General features: G+C 34.7%; 20 protein-coding genes and 1 tRNA gene. 9 read left to right on the top strand and 12 right to left on the bottom strand.

Translation table 11 applies throughout. The annotated features are described in order from the left end of the window. Positions 1 to 2: 2 nt before the first annotated feature. On the top strand, positions 3 to 809 hold the full coding sequence (locus tag RQ359_RS00170) for a prephenate dehydratase (RefSeq protein WP_156016357.1): 807 nt from the start codon (positions 3 to 5) through the stop codon (positions 807 to 809). Here RQ359_RS00170 and RQ359_RS00165 read toward each other — a convergent pair. The 5 genes from RQ359_RS00165 to RQ359_RS00145 all read right to left on the bottom strand — a co-directional run bounded on the left by RQ359_RS00165 (position 786) and on the right by RQ359_RS00145 (position 6,401). Next, entirely contained in the window at positions 786 to 1,766 is a 981-nt protein-coding gene (locus RQ359_RS00165; protein ID WP_156016358.1) for an AsnC family transcriptional regulator, read from the bottom strand. The genes RQ359_RS00170 and RQ359_RS00165 overlap by 24 nt on opposite strands. Before the next feature lie 45 nt (positions 1,767 to 1,811). Further along, positions 1,812 to 3,215, bottom strand: a complete 1,404-nt coding sequence (locus tag RQ359_RS00160) for an NAD(P)/FAD-dependent oxidoreductase (protein WP_054838567.1) — start codon at positions 3,213 to 3,215, stop codon at positions 1,812 to 1,814. Between the two features lies 1 nt (position 3,216). Beyond that, complete coding sequence (locus tag RQ359_RS00155) at positions 3,217 to 4,230, bottom strand: adenylosuccinate synthetase (protein WP_156016359.1); 1,014 nt, start codon at positions 4,228 to 4,230, stop codon at positions 3,217 to 3,219. A 123-nt stretch (positions 4,231 to 4,353) separates the two neighbouring features. Further along, positions 4,354 to 5,403 carry a formate--phosphoribosylaminoimidazolecarboxamide ligase family protein gene (locus RQ359_RS00150; RefSeq protein WP_156016360.1) on the bottom strand — a complete coding sequence of 350 codons (1,050 nt, stop codon included), beginning with the start codon at positions 5,401 to 5,403 and terminating at the stop codon, positions 4,354 to 4,356. Then, positions 5,400 to 6,401: a formate--phosphoribosylaminoimidazolecarboxamide ligase gene (locus tag RQ359_RS00145; RefSeq protein WP_338116960.1), complete on the bottom strand. Its 1,002-nt coding sequence runs from the start codon at positions 6,399 to 6,401 to the stop codon at positions 5,400 to 5,402. Before RQ359_RS00145 ends, RQ359_RS00150 begins: the two co-directional genes overlap by 4 nt. A 71-nt stretch (positions 6,402 to 6,472) precedes the next feature. Here RQ359_RS00145 and purB point away from each other — a divergent pair, with 71 nt between their 5' ends. The 4 genes from purB to tes all read left to right on the top strand — a co-directional run bounded on the left by purB (position 6,473) and on the right by tes (position 10,737). Beyond that, positions 6,473 to 7,825: an adenylosuccinate lyase gene (gene purB, locus RQ359_RS00140; RefSeq protein ID WP_156016362.1), complete on the top strand. Its 1,353-nt coding sequence runs from the start codon at positions 6,473 to 6,475 to the stop codon at positions 7,823 to 7,825. Positions 7,826 to 7,847: 22 nt separating this feature from the next. Beyond that, positions 7,848 to 7,920, top strand: a tRNA-OTHER gene (locus tag RQ359_RS00135). A gap of 21 nt (positions 7,921 to 7,941) precedes the next feature. Continuing rightward, positions 7,942 to 8,907 carry a thiamine-phosphate kinase gene (locus RQ359_RS00130; RefSeq protein ID WP_156016363.1) on the top strand — a complete coding sequence of 322 codons (966 nt, stop codon included), beginning with the start codon at positions 7,942 to 7,944 and terminating at the stop codon, positions 8,905 to 8,907. A gap of 69 nt (positions 8,908 to 8,976) precedes the next feature. Continuing rightward, positions 8,977 to 10,737 (top strand): tetraether lipid synthase Tes, encoded by a 1,761-nt coding sequence (gene tes, locus RQ359_RS00125; protein ID WP_156016364.1) that lies wholly within the window; start codon positions 8,977 to 8,979, stop codon positions 10,735 to 10,737. A gap of 37 nt (positions 10,738 to 10,774) precedes the next feature. On the opposite strand, the gene RQ359_RS00120 is transcribed toward tes, so the two are convergent. The 6 genes from RQ359_RS00120 to RQ359_RS00095 form a co-directional block, all read right to left on the bottom strand. After that, positions 10,775 to 11,401, bottom strand: coding sequence for a dihydrofolate reductase family protein (locus RQ359_RS00120; protein ID WP_156016365.1), 627 nt, complete (start codon positions 11,399 to 11,401; stop codon positions 10,775 to 10,777). 212 nt (positions 11,402 to 11,613) lie between these two features. Continuing rightward, entirely contained in the window at positions 11,614 to 12,141 is a 528-nt protein-coding gene (locus RQ359_RS00115) for a hypothetical protein (protein ID WP_054838569.1), read from the bottom strand. An 88-nt stretch (positions 12,142 to 12,229) separates the two neighbouring features. Next, the gene (locus RQ359_RS00110) at positions 12,230 to 12,943 is read right to left on the bottom strand and encodes a phosphoribosyltransferase family protein (protein ID WP_156016366.1); all 714 of its coding nucleotides are present in this window, start codon (positions 12,941 to 12,943) and stop codon (positions 12,230 to 12,232) included. An 84-nt stretch (positions 12,944 to 13,027) separates the two neighbouring features. After that, positions 13,028 to 14,443 (bottom strand): Asp-tRNA(Asn)/Glu-tRNA(Gln) amidotransferase subunit GatB, encoded by a 1,416-nt coding sequence (gene gatB, locus RQ359_RS00105; protein WP_156016367.1) that lies wholly within the window; start codon positions 14,441 to 14,443, stop codon positions 13,028 to 13,030. Positions 14,444 to 14,448: 5 nt separating this feature from the next. Then, entirely contained in the window at positions 14,449 to 15,099 is a 651-nt protein-coding gene (gene upp, locus RQ359_RS00100; RefSeq protein WP_156016368.1) for a uracil phosphoribosyltransferase, read from the bottom strand. A 3-nt stretch (positions 15,100 to 15,102) separates the two neighbouring features. Next, positions 15,103 to 15,345: a 30S ribosomal protein S28e gene (locus RQ359_RS00095; RefSeq protein WP_054838580.1), complete on the bottom strand. Its 243-nt coding sequence runs from the start codon at positions 15,343 to 15,345 to the stop codon at positions 15,103 to 15,105. A gap of 68 nt (positions 15,346 to 15,413) precedes the next feature. On the opposite strand from RQ359_RS00095, the gene RQ359_RS00090 reads away from it, so the two are divergent. Further along, on the top strand, positions 15,414 to 15,587 hold the full coding sequence (locus tag RQ359_RS00090) for a 50S ribosomal protein L24e (RefSeq protein WP_083476968.1): 174 nt from the start codon (positions 15,414 to 15,416) through the stop codon (positions 15,585 to 15,587). Positions 15,588 to 15,599: 12 nt separating this feature from the next. Then, positions 15,600 to 16,025 carry a nucleoside-diphosphate kinase gene (gene ndk, locus RQ359_RS00085; protein ID WP_054838570.1) on the top strand — a complete coding sequence of 142 codons (426 nt, stop codon included), beginning with the start codon at positions 15,600 to 15,602 and terminating at the stop codon, positions 16,023 to 16,025. A gap of 5 nt (positions 16,026 to 16,030) precedes the next feature. Here ndk and infB read toward each other — a convergent pair whose 3' ends face one another. After that, positions 16,031 to 17,830: a translation initiation factor IF-2 gene (gene infB / locus RQ359_RS00080; protein WP_156016369.1), complete on the bottom strand. Its 1,800-nt coding sequence runs from the start codon at positions 17,828 to 17,830 to the stop codon at positions 16,031 to 16,033. Positions 17,831 to 17,932: 102 nt separating this feature from the next. Here infB and RQ359_RS00075 point away from each other — a divergent pair, with 102 nt between their 5' ends. Further along, complete coding sequence (locus RQ359_RS00075; protein WP_457921221.1) at positions 17,933 to 19,210, top strand: NAD(P)-dependent malic enzyme; 1,278 nt, start codon at positions 17,933 to 17,935, stop codon at positions 19,208 to 19,210. Between the two features lie 53 nt (positions 19,211 to 19,263). Then, complete coding sequence (locus RQ359_RS00070; RefSeq protein ID WP_156016371.1) at positions 19,264 to 19,518, top strand: DNA-directed RNA polymerase subunit H; 255 nt, start codon at positions 19,264 to 19,266, stop codon at positions 19,516 to 19,518. Position 19,519 lies beyond the last annotated feature (1 nt).

Raw genomic sequence — 19,519 nt, 5'->3', positions numbered from 1 at the left:
TTATGGTAAAACATAGCTCGATATGTTTTCTAGGTCCTTTAGGTTCATTTTCTCATCATGCAGCAGCTCTAGTGGCTGAAAACAGAGAACTTTTGCCTAAGGTTACCATTACAGATGTCTTTAGGTCAGTTGATAATGATGAGTGCACCGAAGGTTTAGTTCCAATAGAAAATTCTCTAGAAGGACCAGTAAATGAAACTTTAGATAACCTCTTCTATAAAGAGAATATATTTGTTAACCTCGAAATAGAACTGCCTATAAATCTAGTTATAGCTTCCATTGGAGATAACTTTGATATGGTTTATTCTCACTCACATGCACTTCAAGAGTGCAGAGAATATCTTTCTAGAAGGAGATTATCAAAGATAATACCAGTTGAAAGCACTTCTAAGGCTGCAGAAATGGCATCAAAGGACCCTAGATCAGCAGCTATATGTTCTGAAATGGCAGCTAGATTATACGGTCTCAAAATCATAGATTATAATATACAAGATAATATTAATATTACTAGATTTTTTTTAATTTCAAAAACAGAGATGCAGAAAGGTAACAAATCAAGTATGATTTTTACCATACCCCATATATCTGGTTCTCTTTATCATGTCTTAGGGAAGTTTTATGAGGAAAAGGTAAACCTTTCGATGATATATTCTAGACCCTTGAAAAATATTCCATGGAGGTATTATTTTTATATTGAATATGAGGGAGAGAAAAACCATAAGTTAATAGAAAAACTCAAAGGCGTTACAACTTCATTATATTTTAAAGGAAGTTATGAGAAACTTTCAAATAACTACACCAGGCTTTAGGTTATCCATACTATATAGTGTCATATAACTCTTAGCAGAAGTAATGCTAACTATTTTCCTGGCTGCTTGAGATATTACTCTCTTATCCTTACCGTGTATCATTGCATAACATAGGTAGTCCCACTCCTTATCAGCTTCCCTAAGTACCACATGTGTGGCCTCTTTAACGTTAGTAGCAATATTGATACATCCTTTTTCTAAATCGTCTGAGTTTATTAATACCATAGCGTTTTCCTTTATTCCTACTTTTTCACCATTTATTGTAGCTCCGTAGTCCTTTATTACATGTAGCTTTCTAAGCCTTAATACAAGATCAATTAAATTTTCCTCACTAATAGAAATTTTATCTGCTAAATCCTTAAAAGGTCTACTGCTTAAAGGTAAAGGATAAGAGAGCTGTTTTAGTAACTCGTTGTTTATACCTATCTCTTCTGCAGTAGGGATGTGTTCTGGCGTTAGTTCATCATCTCTACTCATAGAAACTCCTTCTATTACATTATATTTAACACTTAACTTTAAATTTTTCTTTGAGAATAAAATTACATAATCATTACATTCCACTTTTTTAAGAATTTCGTTCACCCTTTCTGATAAGTCCTCTCTCGTGTAATCCTTAATTACAAACCATACGTTAAATCTAGGATGATCCCTGACGAAATTATGAGTGATTTCTCTTATCCCTAGCGCCATCCTTCTAAAAGAGTCTAGATTAGACGTCTTTATATTGGAAGCCACTAGAGCTCCTACCATTCCTTTACTTCTAAAATTGACATACATTCCAATTCTTTTTATTACTTCTTTATCAATTAGATTTTTTATTCTAAAAATTACTTCATCTTCTGTAATACCTAACCTTCTACCTATTTCCAAATAAGGTCTTTCAGAGATTGGAAAATTATACTGTAGCTCCATTATTAGCTTATAATCAGTTTCTTGTATGTCACTTTGAAGTTCCATGTTATCTATATAATACATGGTTTCTAAAAAACAGTTCGTTTAATACTAGCTAACTCCTAGCTTTAATAATATACCTTTCGCGGCTAAAATTCCTGTAGCTGCAGCCACATTTATTCCTCTTGATAGACCAGTTCCATCTCCAGCCGCAAATAGATTATCTATTACCGTTTCCATGTTTCTATCTACTACAGCCTTCATGCTATAGTATTTTATTTCAGGAGCGTAAAGCAAAGTATTTGAGGAATATATGCCTGGAGCTATATTATCTAATCTTTCAAGCCCTTCAATTAAATTGCTTATTACTCTATAAGGTAATCCCATGCTTATGTCTCCTGGAGTTACGTCACGTAATGTGGGTTTTACAGTAGATCTTTCTATTCTTTCCCAAGTACTTCTTCTGCCCTTCTCGAAATCTATGAGTCTTTGGAGTATAGGCCTTTCTCCTCCAAGTCTAGTCATTAACCTTGCTATACTTTTACCGTACTCTATAGTATCCTCTAGTGGATCAGAGAGTTTTATAGTAGTAAGGAATGCAAAATTTGTATTGTTGCTTTTTCTATCTGCGTAAGTTTCACCATTAACTCCTATAGTACCATCATCATAAACTTCCTTCATTATGAATCCTCCTGGGTTAACGCAGAAAGTTCTTACTTTATCGTCATATTTCTTCGAATACATAATTACCTTCGGATCCCATACTGCTTTGGTTAATTCCTCAGTGACAAATTTTTCCGCCTCGACTCTCACTCCTATATCAAGGGGTCCAGGTATCATATCTAAGCCTAATTTTTTAGCTTGGTCGAAGAACCACTTAGCTCCAGCTCTCCCTGGAGAAGCCATTACTATGTTAGCCTCTACTTCTCCCTTTGAAGTCTTGAGCGAGAACTTATTGCCAGATTTTTCTATCTCCATTACATCAGTTAATTCCCAAATTTTAACACCTTCTCGCTCTACGAAAGACGTCATATTTTCTATTACTAGAGGAGTTTTATCTGTTCCTATATGCCTTTGTTTAATTGGTACAAATTCTGCTCCAACCTTAGCTGCCTTCTTTTGTATTTCTAATACTCTTTCCATGTTTGGTTCGAAAAGTCTATCCTTAGGTGCTCCGAACTTTACTAGCACATCATCGACGTAATTAATCAGACTTTGTGCTTCATCCCAACTTCTAACTATTTCTTGTAATTCTCCACCTATATCTGGTCTTAGATTGATTATACCACTGCTATAAGTTCCAGCTCCACCTATTCCGTAGGTAATATGGCAAGGATTACAGAAGGTACATTTTTCCTTAGGAGAAAGTAGAGGGCAAGTTCTCTTTATCGCTCTAACTCCCTTATCTATTAAAACTATATTGTATTTTCTCGAAGCCCCGCTAATAGCCATTTCGTATGCTGCAAATAGTCCAGCAGGACCTCCTCCTATTATTGCTACATCTATCTTATCCATTTTATTCACCAATTTTTTCTTTTCTTAGATCTATTATATCATTTGTATCTTCTCCAGTTCCAATTAGCGTAACCGGAACTTTCAATTCGTTCTCTATATTTTCAATCCATCTCTTGGCTTCCATGGGTAACTTATCGTAATTTCTTACCTTATATACTTCTTTAAATAGAGCATCAAGCTTAGTTATAGCTACTTGTGTTGCAGAATTAATTTTAACAGAGTCCTTAGCCAAATTTATATTAAATTCAGAAGCCCTTCTTTGCCTACCAGTAACAGTACCAAATTCTATTAAACCTCTCTTCTTAGCTTCCTCCACACTTAATTCTCCTTCTAGAGGTCCTTCTCCTACTCGTGTAACAAAGCTTTTGAATATTACTATTACATTATTAACATATTTTGGACCTACTCCAACCTCACTTAAAACGCCTGAAGAAGTAGTATTTCTACTCGTTACGTAAGGATAGTTTCCATGGTACAAACTTAATAAGAAACCTTGTGTTCCTTCAACTAGAACTTTTCCACCATTTTCTATAGTCTCTATTGTCATTTTTGGTATATCAGCTAAAAATTTCTCTAGCTTAGGATACTGGGAAGCTAACTTTAATTTTCTTAGTATTCTCTCACTTTCGGCATATCCCACTCCTTGTCCAGTACTACCTATTACCTTCATAAGGTATTCGTCTTCTCTTTCCCTTTTCCTTTCGTCCTCAGTAATTATTGCCGCATGCTTATCTATAAAGAATCTATTGCTTATCTCAGTTTCTTTTATTTCATTCATCAATGCGTCTATGGAAGTTACGGCCCCTGGTCCTAGTGCTAATAGTGTATTTCTATTTAGAAATGAAGAAGGAACTATTCTTAATTTCCAAGTCTTACCTTGAAACGATATAGTGTGACCAGCATTTATTCCTCCTGTTCTAATGGATAAATTTGGATTATCGTTAATTCCTAAGTAAGATACTATTTTACCTTTACCTTCATCTCCATAAAAACCTCCTACTACAATATCTAGCATTCAAATCCATTTTGATGTGATTAAGTTCATGTTATTTAAACGTGACCTATGTTAATTTATCATTATAAACGTCTATTTTCTTCTATATATCATACTGTTTTATCGATAGTCTATAATGATAAATTAGCTAAGTATTTCCTCTACTTCATTCTTTATTATTGAGTCTTTAATTTCAATTCCTATTCTTCTACCTAAGCTGATTGGTTTTCCAAAGTAGAATTTAGAATATTGACTTCCTATTCCCATATAGGCGTTTGTTCCTCCTCCTATTCTTGGAGCAACATCGTAGACAACTAGATCCAATTCTGGCGTTACCATCACTTGTAGCGTAAATGGTCCTATTATTCCTGGACTTTCTAACTTAGCTGTAGCATCTACAAATTTTTTACCTATTTCAAAGACTTTCTCTAATAAACTTTCTCTTATGGTAACTGGTATATGGCCCACTTCTATAAGCCTTGGCTCTCTGTCAAGTTTGAGTTGGATCTCAGCAGGAAGTCTGTAAAAACCATCCCAATCACTCTGTATCCTACGGTCAATACTTAATAACTCCAATCGTTTTTTTATTTTGCTATAGAAATAGTTAAGATTGAAGTGAGCTCCTAAAATAAACTCCTCTATTACCATATGTTTTCTACTATTCTCATCTACGACTCCTAGTTTTTCTAGTTCATTCATTTTCTGATTAAAGTCTTCCCTGTTTACTGCTATGAAGAATCCTCTTTCTACCTTTCTCTTTGCCTCAGGCATTTTTACCATTACAGGACTTTCAATCTCGTTTTCTGTTAGGATTCTAGGTCTTTTGATTCCTGCGTAATCTAGAATTTTATAATAATTCTTATTTCCTTCTCTTTCTTCCCATCTAAGCATCATTTTATTGCCGAAGAATCTTACCTTCATTTTTTCTATTGTATCATAGCCCAAATAAACTGCCATGCTTCTATTTGGTACTATTATTGTATTCATGGAATTCAATTTTTCTTGAAACTCATCTTTTGCTATATCTTTATAGTCATCTAGAATAAAACAGTGATCGATTATGGCTTCAAACTCCTTATATGCTAGCTCTCTTCCTTTTTTACATAATGCTATAGTTTCAAATCCCTCATCTTTTACTCCGTCATATACGTCTAGGGCCGAGTGACTAGCAACCGAGGCTATTTTGAAATTCATGTTGTCACCAAATCTATCTTGTTATTTATTATAGCGTTTTTTAGTTCCCTTGAAATTCGTCTACCCATACTCATAGGCTCATTCCAATAAAGCCAACTATACGGACTTCCGTTTGTATAGAGGTTAGTTCCTGCTACTATTCTTCCTGAGAATTCAAAAACTACTATTTCACCCTTATCCGTTACAATTGACTCTAGACAGAAAGGACCTATCATGCCAGGAGGTACCTTTTCCTTAACGTTGTTGACGAAACTTTCAGCGAACTCTTGGGCCTTGGGTAAAAGGCTCTCTCTGGCTACTGCTGGTATATTGCCTACTACTATGAAGGTTGGTTCAACATCTATATATCCTTGAGGCAATCTTCTTAATCCATCTATATTAGTTTCATATCTTATATCAATTCCAAATATTTCAGTTCTTTGTAGCAACGTACTATAGAAAAACTGAAAATACATTGGTACTCCAACTATATATTCCTGGATAATTACGTCTTCTTCACTGTTTATTTCTTTTTTCTTTATTAAATCATCAATTCCTTGTCTTACTTCCTGCTTGTTCTTTGCAAGGAAATAACCTCTTCCCCCTTTAGCTCCAGGTAACTTGACTATAACTACTCTATCTACATCTTCAGGTTTCTCGAAGGTCTGTGGAATTTTTATGTTTGAAGTTTTAAGTAAATACATTTTTTTATGCTGATTTCCTTCCCATCCAAAAATATTTCTATTCCCATATATCTTTATTTTTATTTTATTTACTCTCTCTTGTCCCAAATACTCCACTAAACTCCCATGTGGTATTAAAACTGAATCTTCCTCGCTATTTATTAGGTCTACCGCTTCGTCTATATCTTTAAAGGCTAATACTTTATCAATGAAGTTGAACTGTTGATAAAATTTTTCTCTTTTAGTATCAGTAATTACTGAAGTCTGAAATCCTTCCATTTTTGCACCATGTAAGATTTGAAGTGATGAATGACTTCCTATAGTAGAGACTTTCACGAGAATGACTAGACACTTCAGGTATAATAAGATTAAATTTCGGTAAACTTTCCTATACTTTAGTTAAAGATATGGAAGTATGTCCTTTGGATTGGAGATATGGAAGCGAAGAAATGAGAAAAATTTTCGATAAAGAAAATATATTACATACAAGATTAAACGTAGAAATAGCCCTTCTTAAGGCTTTACGTGATGTGGGAATAGTTGAACCCAAAGACGTTGAAGAAGTTGAGAAGAAAGTTGATGAGGTATCTTCCAAAGAAGTTGAGGAACTTGAGTCTAAACTTGGTCATGATGTAATGGCGATGGTAGTGGCTCTAGCGGAAAAAAGTGGAGAATCTGGTAAATTTATTCATTTCGGAGCTACTAGCTATGATATTGTAGATACTGCCAATGCTATTATATTTAAACAAGCATTGCAACTAATAGAAAATAAATTGACAAAAATAATGGATATACTTGCAAAATATGCAGTAGAATATAGAGAAACAATAATGGTAGGTAGAACTCACGGTCAGCATGCCCTTCCTATAACTTTAGGCTTTAAGTTCGCTAATTATCTTTACGAGTTCACTAGATCATTGGAAAGAATAAACGATTCCAAGAAAAGAGTCTTGCGTATAAAAATGGCTGGAGCAGTAGGTACTATGGCAGCATGGAATAGTAAAGGAATTGAAATAGAGAGCGCTGTTTCAAAATATTTAGGAATGGAACCTCACATAATTTCAACTCAAGTTGCACCTAGGGATGGCTTTGCGGAGCTAATATCTGATATGGCAATTTTAGCAGCAACAGCAGAAAGATTTTCCCTCGAGGTTAGAGAGTTAATGAGACCAGAAATTAACGAAATAGGAGAAGGAGTAGGAGAAAGAGTTGGAAGTAGTACTATGCCTCAAAAAGAGAATCCGGTTACAGCAGAGAAGATAACCGGATTATCTAGATTAATGAGATCTTTTGTCTCAGCTGCAATTGAAAATATACCTTTATGGCATGAAAGAGATCTGACAAATAGCTCTGCAGAGAGAATACTAATATCTCATAGCTTTATTATTTTAGATGAGATATTAGAAAGTTTATTGTCTTTATTAACAAGTCTACGAGTAAATACTAGCAGAATGCATGATAATTTACTTTTAACTAAAGGTCAAATCATGGCAGAGAGCCTAATGATAAACTTGACGTTAAAGGGTATGCCTAGGCATGAAGCACATAAGCTTGCAAATGAGATTTCAAGGCAAAGCAAGGCTTCTAACACATCGTTTTTAGATGAATGTCTTAAAAACGATAAAGTAAAGAAGATGGTCTCAGAGGAGGAGTTAAAGAGAATTCTAGATCCGAAGTATTATCTAGGTCAGAACTCTACCTTAATAGAAAGAAGTCTATCTTACTATAGGAGTATTAGGTACATAATGAAAGAAATTTAAGAGCGTAGTCATATTTTAGAATGCCGCTGTAGCTCAGCCCGGTAGAGCGCTGGCTCGTAAGCCAGTGGTCGCGGGTCCGAACCCCGCCGGCGGCTCCGCTCTCGTGGCTGATATATATGAAATTGAAGGAAATTGGAGAGCACGAGTTCATAGATAAAGTCCTAAAAAAGTATCTAGACATTAAGAAGCTTGATGATGTGTTCTCTGCAGACGGTATATCAATGAAAGTGGATGGTTTTCCTTTTTCCTATAAAAGTGGGGATATTACACTTTATGACCTCGGATGGAAAGGTTGTATTTCTACAGTAAGTGATTTAATTTCAGCTGGGTCAGTTCCGTTGTACTTTATGTCGTCTATAGGAATAGATGAAGAAACAGAGGACAGCGAATTGGAGGACATTCTTCTAGGTTTATCTGAATGCATAAAATATTATGGAGCGAAATACGTAGGAGGCGATCTAAATAACTCAAAAATAGGATGGATCGATGTAGTTGGAATAGGAAATGCAATTCTAAAGTCAAATTTAACCCCGCAAAAGGGGGACATTATTATTCTTACCAATCCAATAGGTTACACTTCTTTATATTTTCTTAGCAATTATTCTAATTATAATTATTTTATGCTGGATGATATTAAAGCAATAAAGAACAAGGTTCTACAGCGGGTTAGACATCCAGTAGTAAATAAATCATTAATAAGCTTATTTAACTTCTTTTCAAATAATATTGTCTATTCTACTGACATAAGCGACGGTCTTTTAATTTCTCTGTATAATATTCATACTCGTTTGAATGTAGGTATTGAGCTTAAGGATCTGGGAATATCTGATGAAATTAAATCCTATTTAGATAAAATAGATAACGATCTAGATTTAATGAAATTAATTAAGTATGGTGGAGAAGAATTTGAGGCAATTATAGTTATAAGACCTTCAATAAAAGAAGAAATGATAAATTATATGATAGATTTAGGCTTCAATCCTATAATTTTAGGCGAGATAGATCGTGAGACAAATTATATCACTTTTAATAAAATACATATAAAAATTACTGGTTGGGATAATTTTAAAGGTTGGTTTTAACTGTAGCTACAATACACAGAGTGAATATTCTTAAATATAATAAATAGTGTTAATGTAAAGTAGATAGTTATGGCCCAAACAACTGCAGAGAATAACGAAGAAAAATTCAGACTATTGTCAGCACCTTCTTCATTTAATGAAGGTGCAGTAAAGTTCGGTGATAGAGAAATAAAGATTGGTGGACCCTTACCAAAGCTTTCCTCAAATGAAAAGTTAGTCAGATTAACTCATTCATTATGTCCCGCATGCTATAGATTGCTCCCCGCTACAATATTCGAAAAGGAGAATAAACTGTACATAAGGAAGATATGTCCAGATCATGGCGAGTTTGAGGATCTTTATTATGGAGACGTTGGAATGTATTACAAGTTTGATTATTGGGAGTATGAAGGCAAAGGTCCAAAGGTTCCATATGTTGATCTGAAAGCTCCTTGTCCATACAACTGTGGACTATGCCCCATGCATCATCAGCATTCGGCCCTAGTTAACTTAGTAATTACAAATAGATGTGACCAGTCTTGCTGGTATTGCTTCTTCTATGCAGAGAAAGCCGGCTATGTATATGAGCCATCTTTAGAGCAAATATCTTATATGGTAGATCAATTGAAAAAGCAAGGTATAACATTAGTAATACAAGTCACTGGTGGAGAGCCAACGCTAAGGGAAGATATATTAGACGTCTTGAAGATCCTGAGAGAGAAAGGAGTAAGGCATGTTCAGTTAAATAGCTGGGGAGGCACTTTCGCTAAGATGTATATGGAAGATCCAGATAAGGCAATAGCTTATGCAAAGCAGCTAAGGGAAGCTGGGGTTAACACAATTTATATGAGTTTTGATGGAACAAATAGAAAAACAAATCCCAAGAATCACTGGGAGATCCCATATACGTTTGAAGTATTTAGAAAAGCAGGAATGACTAGTGTAGTTTTAGTTCCTACTGTTATAAAGACAGTAAATGATAATGATCTTGGAAACATAGTCAAATTTGCTGCAAGAAATCTAGATATAGTGAGGGCAGTAAACTTCCAGCCTGTAAGTTTGACTGGTATGATGAAGAGGAACATGAGAGCAAAGTTCAGAATTACTATACCAGAAGTTCTTAGAAACATTGAGGAACAAACAGACGGGGAGGTAACACGTGATAGTTGGTATCCTATAGGAACATCTGTGGTCTTCTCCAAGATAGTAGAAGCATTAACAGGTAAGGAACAATTCGAGATGGCTAATCATCCTTCCTGTGGAGCTGGAACCTATATATATGTAGAATGGAAGGGTGGAGAACCTCACTTCATACCTATATCTAAATTTATAGATCTTGAAGGATTGCTAGAATATTTGAAAGAAAAATCAGAAGAAATTAGAGAGGGATCTAGCAAGGCATGGGTAGGAATGAAGGCCTTACTTAACATCAGGAAATTTATAGATAAAGAAAAGGGTCCAAAGGACTTTGATGTATATAAGATGCTTTACAATGTTGTAATTAATCATAACTATGAGGCATTAGGAGAATGGCATTACAGAACTCTATTCTTAGGAACCATGCACTTCATGGATCTCTATAACTACGATGTCCAAAGAGTAATGAGATGTGATATACATTATGCATCTCCTGATGGTAGGGTAATTCCGTTCTGTACGTACAACGTATTAAATGACTTATATAGAGATAAAGTTCTTAGAGATTATCAAATTCCTCTAGACGAATGGATTAAAGTTCATGGATCAAACAGCTTAGGAGAGTCAGTAAAATACAAGAGGAAAGCATCTACTTTAGAACAAGGAGACCTATACAAAATAACTTACAAGGGATTCGTAGACTCCATAAGTTAGATCTATTTAATTAGATCTATTTAATAAAATTTTCTTATTATATCTTTTTATAGATTATATGAACTTCATTTTTACATTCGCATAATTTTGTATCTATAAGTTTTACGGAGGGTTTTTTCAAATCTAGTTCCTTTCCATTAAGGAAGTTTACTCCATCTCCCATTAGATAAGGCGATATTGTAATTCTAATTTCATCATAGCACCCTTCTTTAATGGTATTAAAAATCAAGTTTCCTCCTCCCTCTATGAGAACTTTTCTTACACCTTTTATATATAAATCATTCATAACGGAGCATATTGAAAAAGGTTTTAATTTAATTATGGTACAAGCTTTACTCAATCTATTTGAGGCCGCATTTTCATTATCAGTATATATAAAAGTTAGTGGGGGCTGTCTGAAAATTTTTAGTGAAGGGTCAAAAGTTAGTGAGTGCGATATTATTACTCTTATAGGTTGATGATCACAATGTATTTCCCTTACTGTTAAAAGGGGATTGTCTATCCTTGCCGTGTTTCCTCCAATTACTATCGCATCGGAGTTACATCTCATGATCATTTGTCTTTTTTTATCAAACTTGCAGCTGAGCTTACTGAAACCAGATCTAGAAGCCAGTCTGCCATCTAAGCTTATCGTACTATAGATGATAATGTAGGGCTTTTTCATTAAATTCTTATCTGACCTTTCTCTCCCCTTAATGTTTTGCTAGGTATTAATGGTTTGAACCATACTCTTGCTTCACAATTGTTTCTTTTATTACAATTTATACAGCATTCATAACATACTTTTATATTTCTAATTTTGCAAAATTTTATTTGAGTATATCTTCCGCATACCTCACATAATTCTTCGAATACCATCTTCTTTATTTTATTGTATTACTCTCTTATACATCCTTCTATGCTGCATACTGTATATCCTTTTAATGGGGAAATGTTGACAATAGCTCCTGTTATTAACACTTTATCCATAGAAACGATCATATGAAATGACTTATCACTTTTTACTACCCTTAATTTAATTCGACCTAGTTCAGCACATTTTTCATCTATTTCTAAAGAAATAGGGAAAGGACTAAAGTTTCCATTTATCCCTTCTCCTCTTCTTAATTTAGTCGAATATAACTTATGTGAAACTATGTAAGTAGACTTAAAAATATTATATAGACCTACAGTGCCATTTACAAGCCTTTCATCATTAGTTGTTAAGATTATATATTTTAACTTATCTTTTCTCTTTAATATTTCCATTATATCACTAATTATGTAATTTATTCCATTTCCGTTTCCGCTGTTTATGAGAGCGAAATTATTATCATCGTCTACTCTAACTAGATAAATGTTATAATCTTTTATGTATCTTAAGTTTATTTCAAATATATCATGAGTAATTCTGGCTAGACTCATAAGTAAAGCTTTGTTGAGGTTTAGTTTTAATTTCTATGACTATGACGAGCTAACAACTAAAAGAAATCTATTTTTATCTTTAATAAATTTATAATTTAAATAATGTAATTATCTGAGTATCTGTCCTTGCTGTGGAGATGTTTTCCCTCGAGCTTGCTATTATTACCGCTGCTTCTATCTTAGCTCCAGCCTTAGCGGCCAAGTTGCTTAGAGCCAAGAACGTCTTTCCAGTTCTTAAGACGTCATCGACTATTAGCACTTTGTCGTTCTTTTTTATCAAGTCTTCTCTAATGTAAATTGGGCTAATCACACTATTGCTTTCCTTTATATTTTCCTCTAAATATCTTAAAAAAACTGAATCTTTATGCTTCTTTGCTATTATTAGAGGAACATTGTAAATTGAAGAGACAAATGTGGCAAAAGGCAACCCGTTTGATGCTATGCCTATGACCTTATCTATGTTGTTTGAAAGCTTGCTTTCAAGAACTAAGGTTAGATATGACCTTAATAGATTAGGGAAGAAAAGTAATTTAGACACATCTATGAAACCATCTTCAAATATTTTAATTTGATTTCTTAAAAGTTGAGAAATACCTATTCTTTCTCTGACTTTTAACATTATGTTTGAACATTGTTTTTCACTAGGAATTCTATTTCCATTTACATATCTGCAAAGTACACTTTCTTGAATATTTAATATTTCGCTTAATTCCTTATAAGTATAAATTTCCTTTAGTTCCTGTAATAATCCTACAGTTAATAACCTTTGCCTAAGATTATCATCCTTGCCTTGAGCAAGCATATATATCACAAAATGCTTCCTTTCTAATTATAGATGTACTGCATTTTAAGTGCTGAGTTGTGACGAGAGACCCACGCTGTGAATTCACTTTAATAACTTTTCCTTTAGGATTTTATTTGTTAGCTGAGGGTCAGCCCTCTTATTTGTCTTTCTCATTACTTTGCCTACAAGGTAATTTATTATTCTAGGGTCTTCCCTTACTTTCGATACTGCATCTTTTTCTTCATTAATAACTTCATCAATTACCTGCTCTAGGTATTCTTGGTCTGAAATTGCAGTCAGACCTCGCTCTTTTACTAGCGTGTCAGGATCTATCCCTTTGAGTACAACATCAGGTAGAATTTCTTTTAATATTTTAATTGTTATTATTCCATTATCCATCAATTGCATTAACTTCACTATATTTTGTGGTGTTGCCTTGCTTTGAATTACTCTCATGTTATTTTCATTGAGCCTTCTCAAGAAATCATTAATTAATAGATCAGCTAGTTTCTTATAACTTGTGTAAATTTTACAACAGCTTTCAAAGAAGTCTGCTAATTGTTTATCTGAAACTAAAATTGAAGCTTCATATTCATTTATACCGTACTGCTTCATGAATCTGTTCGCTCTAGCATCAGGTAATTCTGGCATTTCCCTTTTTATCTTTTCCAGAATTTTTTCGTCGATATTAAATGGAGGAAGATCTGGGTCAGGAAAATATCGATAGTCCTCATCGGACTCCTTAGATCTGGTTGGTACTGTTACTCTTCTTTCGCCATCCCAATGTCTTGTTTCTCTGTAAGTAGCTAATCCTTGAGATATTGCTGCTTTCTGCCTTGCAATTTCATAGTCTATTGCATCCTTTATGTCCTTTATTGAACCTATGTTTTTTACCTCTACTCTTTCTCCGCCCTCTACGGATACATTTGCATCTGCTCTCATACTTCCTTCAATATCACAGTTGCATACTTCTAGGTGTTCTAGAATGTTTCTTAATTTTTCCATAAACTGCCTTGCTTCTTCGGAGGTTTCCATATCAGGTTCAGTTACAATTTCCAATAATGTCATTCCAGATCTGTTATAATCTAGCAATGTATATCTACTACTTAACATGGATCCCGTAGGGTATATCGTCTTAGCAGGATCTTCTTCGATGTTTATTCTTCTAATTCGTATTTCCTTTTTACCTACTCTCACTTTACCTTCCTTCGCAATGGCTAGACTACCTAATCCATCATACTGCGAAATCTGGTAATTTTTTGCCATATCTGGGTAAAAGTAATGTTTTCTAGTAAAAACTAATTTATTTGCAGTAGAACAATTTAATGCTATAGCTACCATAAGGGCTTTTTCTAACGCCTTTTCGTTAGGCACTGGGATTGCCCCTGGCAGGCCTAAACAAACAGGACACACTATAGTATTTGGATCTTTTCCACTATAATCAGAGGGACAATTACAAAATAATTTCGTGTTAAGGGAGGTTAGATGGACATGAACTTCTAAACCTATTTTAGGCATTTAGATCACCCAAAAGCTCTATCTCCAGCATCTCCTAGACCAGGAAGTATATAACCTAAGTTGTTAAGTTCCGGATCAATACTTACGGTAAAAATATTAACATCAGGATATTTATCTAATATCCTTTTAACTCCATATTCTGAACCTATTACTGACGCTATATAAATATTTTTTGGTTGAAAATTATTTATCTCAGCTATAACGTTAAGCATCGTACTTGCAGTGGCTATCATTGGATCTGCTATTATTACATTATCTATATCTTTCCTTATTTTTGGTATTTTCTTATAGAAGATATCTATTTCCATTTCTTTCGGTACCTCTCTTCCAACGATTTCTTTTCTGCTTGCAGCTATGACTCCTTGTCTAGCTGCAGGGAAGGCTTTCAGTAACCCCTCCACAAGCGGAGTCGCTGCACGTAATACATTTATAATGACAATATTATCGATATCATATATATCAACTCCAACTGCCTTAGCCCCAAGTGGAGTTGTTACCTCAATTATCCTGAAGTCTAAGTTATTGCAAATCTCATATCCAAGTATTCGTCCTAATCTTACCATATTTTTTCTAAAAGTAATCTGATCTGTATTAGCATCTCTAAGTTTAGTTAAAATATATAATGTAAAAGGTTTTTCAACTAAAAACAGAGGCATGTTTTACCTCTTCGTAGTTAACTTTCTTGCTTCTCTTTCTGTCTCCCTTAGAATAAGTATATCTCCTAGTCTCACTGGTCCTAATACATTTCTAGTCAGTATTCTTCCCTTATCTCTACCTTCAAGCACTCTAACTCTTACTTGAGTTACTTCTCCAGTTACTCCAGTCTTAGCTAAAATCTGGATAACTTCTGCTGGGAAACCAAACTCCTCTATTATTGAGCTCGACTGTTGCTTTTCACTCATCTTAATCCTTATGAAATAACAAACATTCGACTTAAATACTTGCCTCATAATTTCTAGATGGATAAGGCATGGAATGTAGCTTCTGTGGCAAAAGCATACCAAGAGGAACCGGGTTAATGTACGTAAAAACTGATGGTACGGTTCTTTGGTTCTGCTCAAGTAAGTGCAGGAAATACATGTTAAAGTTCAAGAAAGATCCTAAGAAATTAAAATGGACCTCTAGTTACATGGGTAATAGATAATCTGCTAGGCTGATGCTAATGGAGAGGACTTTCGTTATGATAAAGCCTGACGGCGTAAGAAGAAATTTGGTAGGCCAAATAATTTCTAGATTTGAATTAAGAGGCCTAAAGATAATAGGGATGAAAATGCTGAAAATGGATAAAGAAACTGCTGAGAAGTTATACGCCGAACATAAAGGTAAATCATTCTTCGAAGACTTGATCAATTACATAACTTCAGGTCCAGTAGTTACGATAGTAATAGAAGGAGACGGCGTAGTTCTATTAATGAGGAAGATGATAGGAAATACAGACCCTAAGGAATCACCTCCAGGAACAATAAGAGGCGATATGGCCATAACCAAGTCTGAAAATGTGATTCATGCATCTGACTCTCCAGAGAAGGCAGAAAAAGAAATATCAATATTCTTTACAGAGAAGGAGTTAATCAAGTCATAGCTTATTTAGATTTGAACGTTAATTCCATATAATGGATCGTCTATTTTCTTAATTTCTATTATTTCTTTAATTACCTTTTTCATATCATCTGTTATGATATCTTTATATTTTGTAGTTAATATTTCTAAATCTTCCTTAGGCACGTCTGTGTATAGTACTTCACCTTCCTCTATTTGCCTTCCAACCATAACATTACCTTTAATTGAAAGGGCAACTTCCATTCCTGCAGAAGCCTTATCTACGCTTTTCTTATTATCTTGTATCTGGAGTACCTCTCCGATCCTTTTTCCATCCTTTTTAATTAGTGGAGATTTAGATTTAACTATCCCTCCTTGTATTTCCACACCTACGATTGCTGGATCACTTCTTCTGAAAACATACCCAGGTAAAATTTTGAACTTACCAGGCAATACCAGACTTTCTAATGTCTTTCTCTTCTCAGCGTTCCTTATGTTTTCTATGTATTTTTTAATATCTTCAATTAACTGATATATTATTTCGTCGTATATTATTTTTATATTTGATATATCTAAACTTGGCTGTGGTTTTACCCTAAACGCTGCTATAATCCCGTATTCCTTTTTTTGCTGCGCTACTATCGAGGCTTCCATTAAATCTCTTTTAGAAATGTTACCTATGTCTGCTACCCTTACAGGGATATTTTCTTTGCTTAAGGCTGTTACAATAGCTTCCAAAGTTCCTAAACTATCAGCTTTTACAACTATACCTTCGATACTATTGTAAAACCTTACCTGCTTTAGTTCTTCTTCTATTTTATTCTTAATTTCATCCAAGTTGCTTTCGCTGTTGACTACATAAATGGGAGATCCAGCTAGAGCTTCTTCTAGATTAGGGGCAGATATCTTTACTCCCGCAGCAGCATAAACTTCGTCGATAGACGTGAAGTCATATTTGCTTAGTTTCATATCTTGAAGAGGTCTGGGAACGAAGATTCCTCTTATTTTAGTTGTAATTATACCATTAATTCCACCAAGCACAATTTGATCATTTTTCCTAAGGATGCCGTCATAAATTATTACATCTATAGTGTGTCCGAGTCCTACATCCTCTTTTACCTCCAGTACTACTCCCTTTGCGGGCCCCTCAGCGAAGGTTAGCCTTTCCTTCATGTACCGTTGAGTTAAACCTGCCAATAATGCTAGAAGATCTGGTAATCCTTCTCCCGTTTTAGCTGATACTGGAATGATTGCAACATTTCTAGTGAAATCTTTTATTCTATCAAATCTGTCCGCGTTGAGTCCAGCTTCAGCTATTTGAGTTACTATATTATAGACCTGATTATCTAGCCTTATTTGAACGTCCTTTTTTTGCTTACCTATGGTTTCTAAGAAAGGTTCATTCTCGAATGGTTTCCATCCAGGTATTCTGTCTATTTTATTTGCGGCAACTAAAAACGGAACCTTTCTTTCTTTCAAAATATTTATTGATTCAAAAGTTTGCTGTTGGAAGCCTTCGTTTATATCTACAACTAATATGGCTATATCAGCTATACTTCCTCCTCTTCTTCTTAGGTTTGAGAAGTATTCATGTCCAGGTGTATCTATAAATAGGAGACCAGGGATTTCTAACTTAACTGGTAATACTTTCTTCAATTTCTCTGAAAGTCTTTCAATAACAGAACTTGGGACGAAACTTGCTCCTACTTCTTGGGTCATTTCCCCTGGCTCTTTTTTAACTACTGTGGTCCCTCTAATCTTATCTAATAACGTTGTCTTGCCGTGATCCACATGTCCTAGCACAACAACTATAGGTTGTCTTAACTTCTTAACTTGTGTCTCTTCCATAATTGTCACCGATATAAATAAGGATAGATAAACTAGATATTGAGTTTATTAGCTGTGAGAATTATTTATAACCTTCATAAGGCTTATACTCATGGATTCTAAATGGTAGATTTCGATAAGGAGGCCATAGAGGTATCTTCTAAATATAAGGGAAAGATACAAGTTACTCCCAAGGTCCCAGTTAAGTCTTTACAAGACTTCGCCATTTTATATACCCCTGGCGTAGCTGCAGTTTCGAGGGAAATTCATAAGGAGAAAGTTAAATCGTTTGATCTTACATATAGATGGAATTCAATAGCAATAGTTACAGATGGAACCAGGGTTCTTGGCCTTGGAGATATTGGTCCAGAAGCAGCAATGCCAGTAATGGAAGGAAAGTCATTGCTTTTTAAATATTTGGGCGGAGTTGATGCAGTTCCTCTTACATTAAATACAAAAGATCCAGAAAAAATAATAGATACAGTAAAGATATTGGAGACATCCTTTGGAGGAATTAACCTAGAGGACATAGAGTCGCCTAAGTGCTTTTATATTTTAGATAAATTAAGAGAAGAATTACAAATACCAGTGTGGCATGATGATCAGCAAGGAACTGCAGGAGCAACTCTAGCAGGATTGATCATAGCACTTGAACTAACAGATAGAGATCCTAAGAACACTAGGATTTTACTTTATGGATCTGGTGCTGCTAATATAGCAACTGCGAGGCTGCTTAACTCATACGGAATACCTTATGAGAATATGATAATGACAGATTCTTTTGGCCCTTTATTTAGGGGAAGAAAAGACGAGGAAGAAATGAAAGTTGAAAATGCATGGAAATACGATCTTTTACAAAAAACTAATAAGGATAACGTTACTACCTTCGAAGAAGCCTTTAAGGGAACTGATGTACTAATAGCGGCTTCCAAGCCTGAGCCAGGTACAATAAAGCCAGATCAAATAAAACTCATGAATAAGGATCCTATAGTATTCGCACTTGCCAATCCAGTTCCTGAAATATGGCCTGATGAGGCTAAGAAAGCTGGGGCTAAAATAGTAGGGACAGGAAGAAGCGATTTTGAAAATCAATTAAATAATTCATTAATATTTCCTGCAGTATTTAGAGGAGCTTTAGACGTTAGAGCAAAGACAATAACGGACGAAATGGTCATTGAGGCTGCTAGGGAATTAGCATCACATGTGAGGACTAAGGGTGCATCTGAATCATACATTATTCCAAGGATGACTGAGTGGGAAATTTATCCTAAAGTAGCTGCTGCAGTAGCAAGTAAGGCTCAAGCTCAAGGTCTAGCAAGAAAATCTATAACATTTGATGAGGAAATTGAGAACGCTAAGTCTTTAATAGAGTCCGCTAGAAGGATAATGAACTTGCTGTGATAAACTCTTAAATGCCAAATCTCTTTCTTTATGATACACTTCTTGGTGAACGTATGAGAGCAACTTCTAGTAAAAAAATAGATCCTCGTATACATTACCTCGTACCAAAACATGAAGTCCTCTCTATAGAGGAAGCATTTGAAATAATGAAGAAGTTAGGTATAAAACCTGAAGATTTACCTTGGATTAGGGCATCAGATCCTGTAGTGAAAGCAATAGGAGGAAAGCCAGGAGATATAATTAAAATTACTAGAAATAGCAAGTTGACTGGAACTTCTATAGCGTTAAGATATGTAATAAGCGGGTGAA

The organism is Sulfuracidifex metallicus DSM 6482 = JCM 9184 (assembly GCA_032834875.1).
GTDB lineage: Archaea > Thermoproteota > Thermoprotei_A > Sulfolobales > Sulfolobaceae > Sulfuracidifex > Sulfuracidifex metallicus.
Note: the sequence above shows the minus strand (reverse complement) of the source record. Positions and strands in the feature narration are given on the sequence as shown.

Excerpts from the sequence above, each read along its gene's own strand:
- RQ359_RS00170 (WP_156016357.1), top strand. The coding sequence starts at position 3 with ATGGTAAAACATAGCTCGATATGTTTTCTAGGTCCTTTAGGTTCATTT.
- RQ359_RS00165 (WP_156016358.1), bottom strand. The coding sequence starts at position 1,766 with ATGGAACTTCAAAGTGACATACAAGAAACTGATTATAAGCTAATAATG.
- RQ359_RS00160 (WP_054838567.1), bottom strand. The coding sequence starts at position 3,215 with ATGGATAAGATAGATGTAGCAATAATAGGAGGAGGTCCTGCTGGACTA.
- RQ359_RS00155 (WP_156016359.1), bottom strand. The coding sequence starts at position 4,230 with ATGCTAGATATTGTAGTAGGAGGTTTTTATGGAGATGAAGGTAAAGGT.
- RQ359_RS00150 (WP_156016360.1), bottom strand. The coding sequence starts at position 5,403 with ATGAATTTCAAAATAGCCTCGGTTGCTAGTCACTCGGCCCTAGACGTA.
- purB (WP_156016362.1), top strand. The coding sequence starts at position 6,473 with ATGGAAGTATGTCCTTTGGATTGGAGATATGGAAGCGAAGAAATGAGA.
- RQ359_RS00130 (WP_156016363.1), top strand. The coding sequence starts at position 7,942 with ATGAAATTGAAGGAAATTGGAGAGCACGAGTTCATAGATAAAGTCCTA.
- tes (WP_156016364.1), top strand. The coding sequence starts at position 8,977 with ATGGCCCAAACAACTGCAGAGAATAACGAAGAAAAATTCAGACTATTG.
- RQ359_RS00120 (WP_156016365.1), bottom strand. The coding sequence starts at position 11,401 with ATGAAAAAGCCCTACATTATCATCTATAGTACGATAAGCTTAGATGGC.
- RQ359_RS00115 (WP_054838569.1), bottom strand. The coding sequence starts at position 12,141 with ATGAGTCTAGCCAGAATTACTCATGATATATTTGAAATAAACTTAAGA.
- RQ359_RS00110 (WP_156016366.1), bottom strand. The coding sequence starts at position 12,943 with ATGCTTGCTCAAGGCAAGGATGATAATCTTAGGCAAAGGTTATTAACT.
- gatB (WP_156016367.1), bottom strand. The coding sequence starts at position 14,443 with ATGCCTAAAATAGGTTTAGAAGTTCATGTCCATCTAACCTCCCTTAAC.
- upp (WP_156016368.1), bottom strand. The coding sequence starts at position 15,099 with ATGCCTCTGTTTTTAGTTGAAAAACCTTTTACATTATATATTTTAACT.
- RQ359_RS00095 (WP_054838580.1), bottom strand. The coding sequence starts at position 15,345 with ATGAGTGAAAAGCAACAGTCGAGCTCAATAATAGAGGAGTTTGGTTTC.
- RQ359_RS00090 (WP_083476968.1), top strand. The coding sequence starts at position 15,414 with ATGGAATGTAGCTTCTGTGGCAAAAGCATACCAAGAGGAACCGGGTTA.
- ndk (WP_054838570.1), top strand. The coding sequence starts at position 15,600 with ATGCTAATGGAGAGGACTTTCGTTATGATAAAGCCTGACGGCGTAAGA.
- infB (WP_156016369.1), bottom strand. The coding sequence starts at position 17,830 with ATGGAAGAGACACAAGTTAAGAAGTTAAGACAACCTATAGTTGTTGTG.
- RQ359_RS00075 (WP_457921221.1), top strand. The coding sequence starts at position 17,933 with ATGGTAGATTTCGATAAGGAGGCCATAGAGGTATCTTCTAAATATAAG.
- RQ359_RS00070 (WP_156016371.1), top strand. The coding sequence starts at position 19,264 with ATGAGAGCAACTTCTAGTAAAAAAATAGATCCTCGTATACATTACCTC.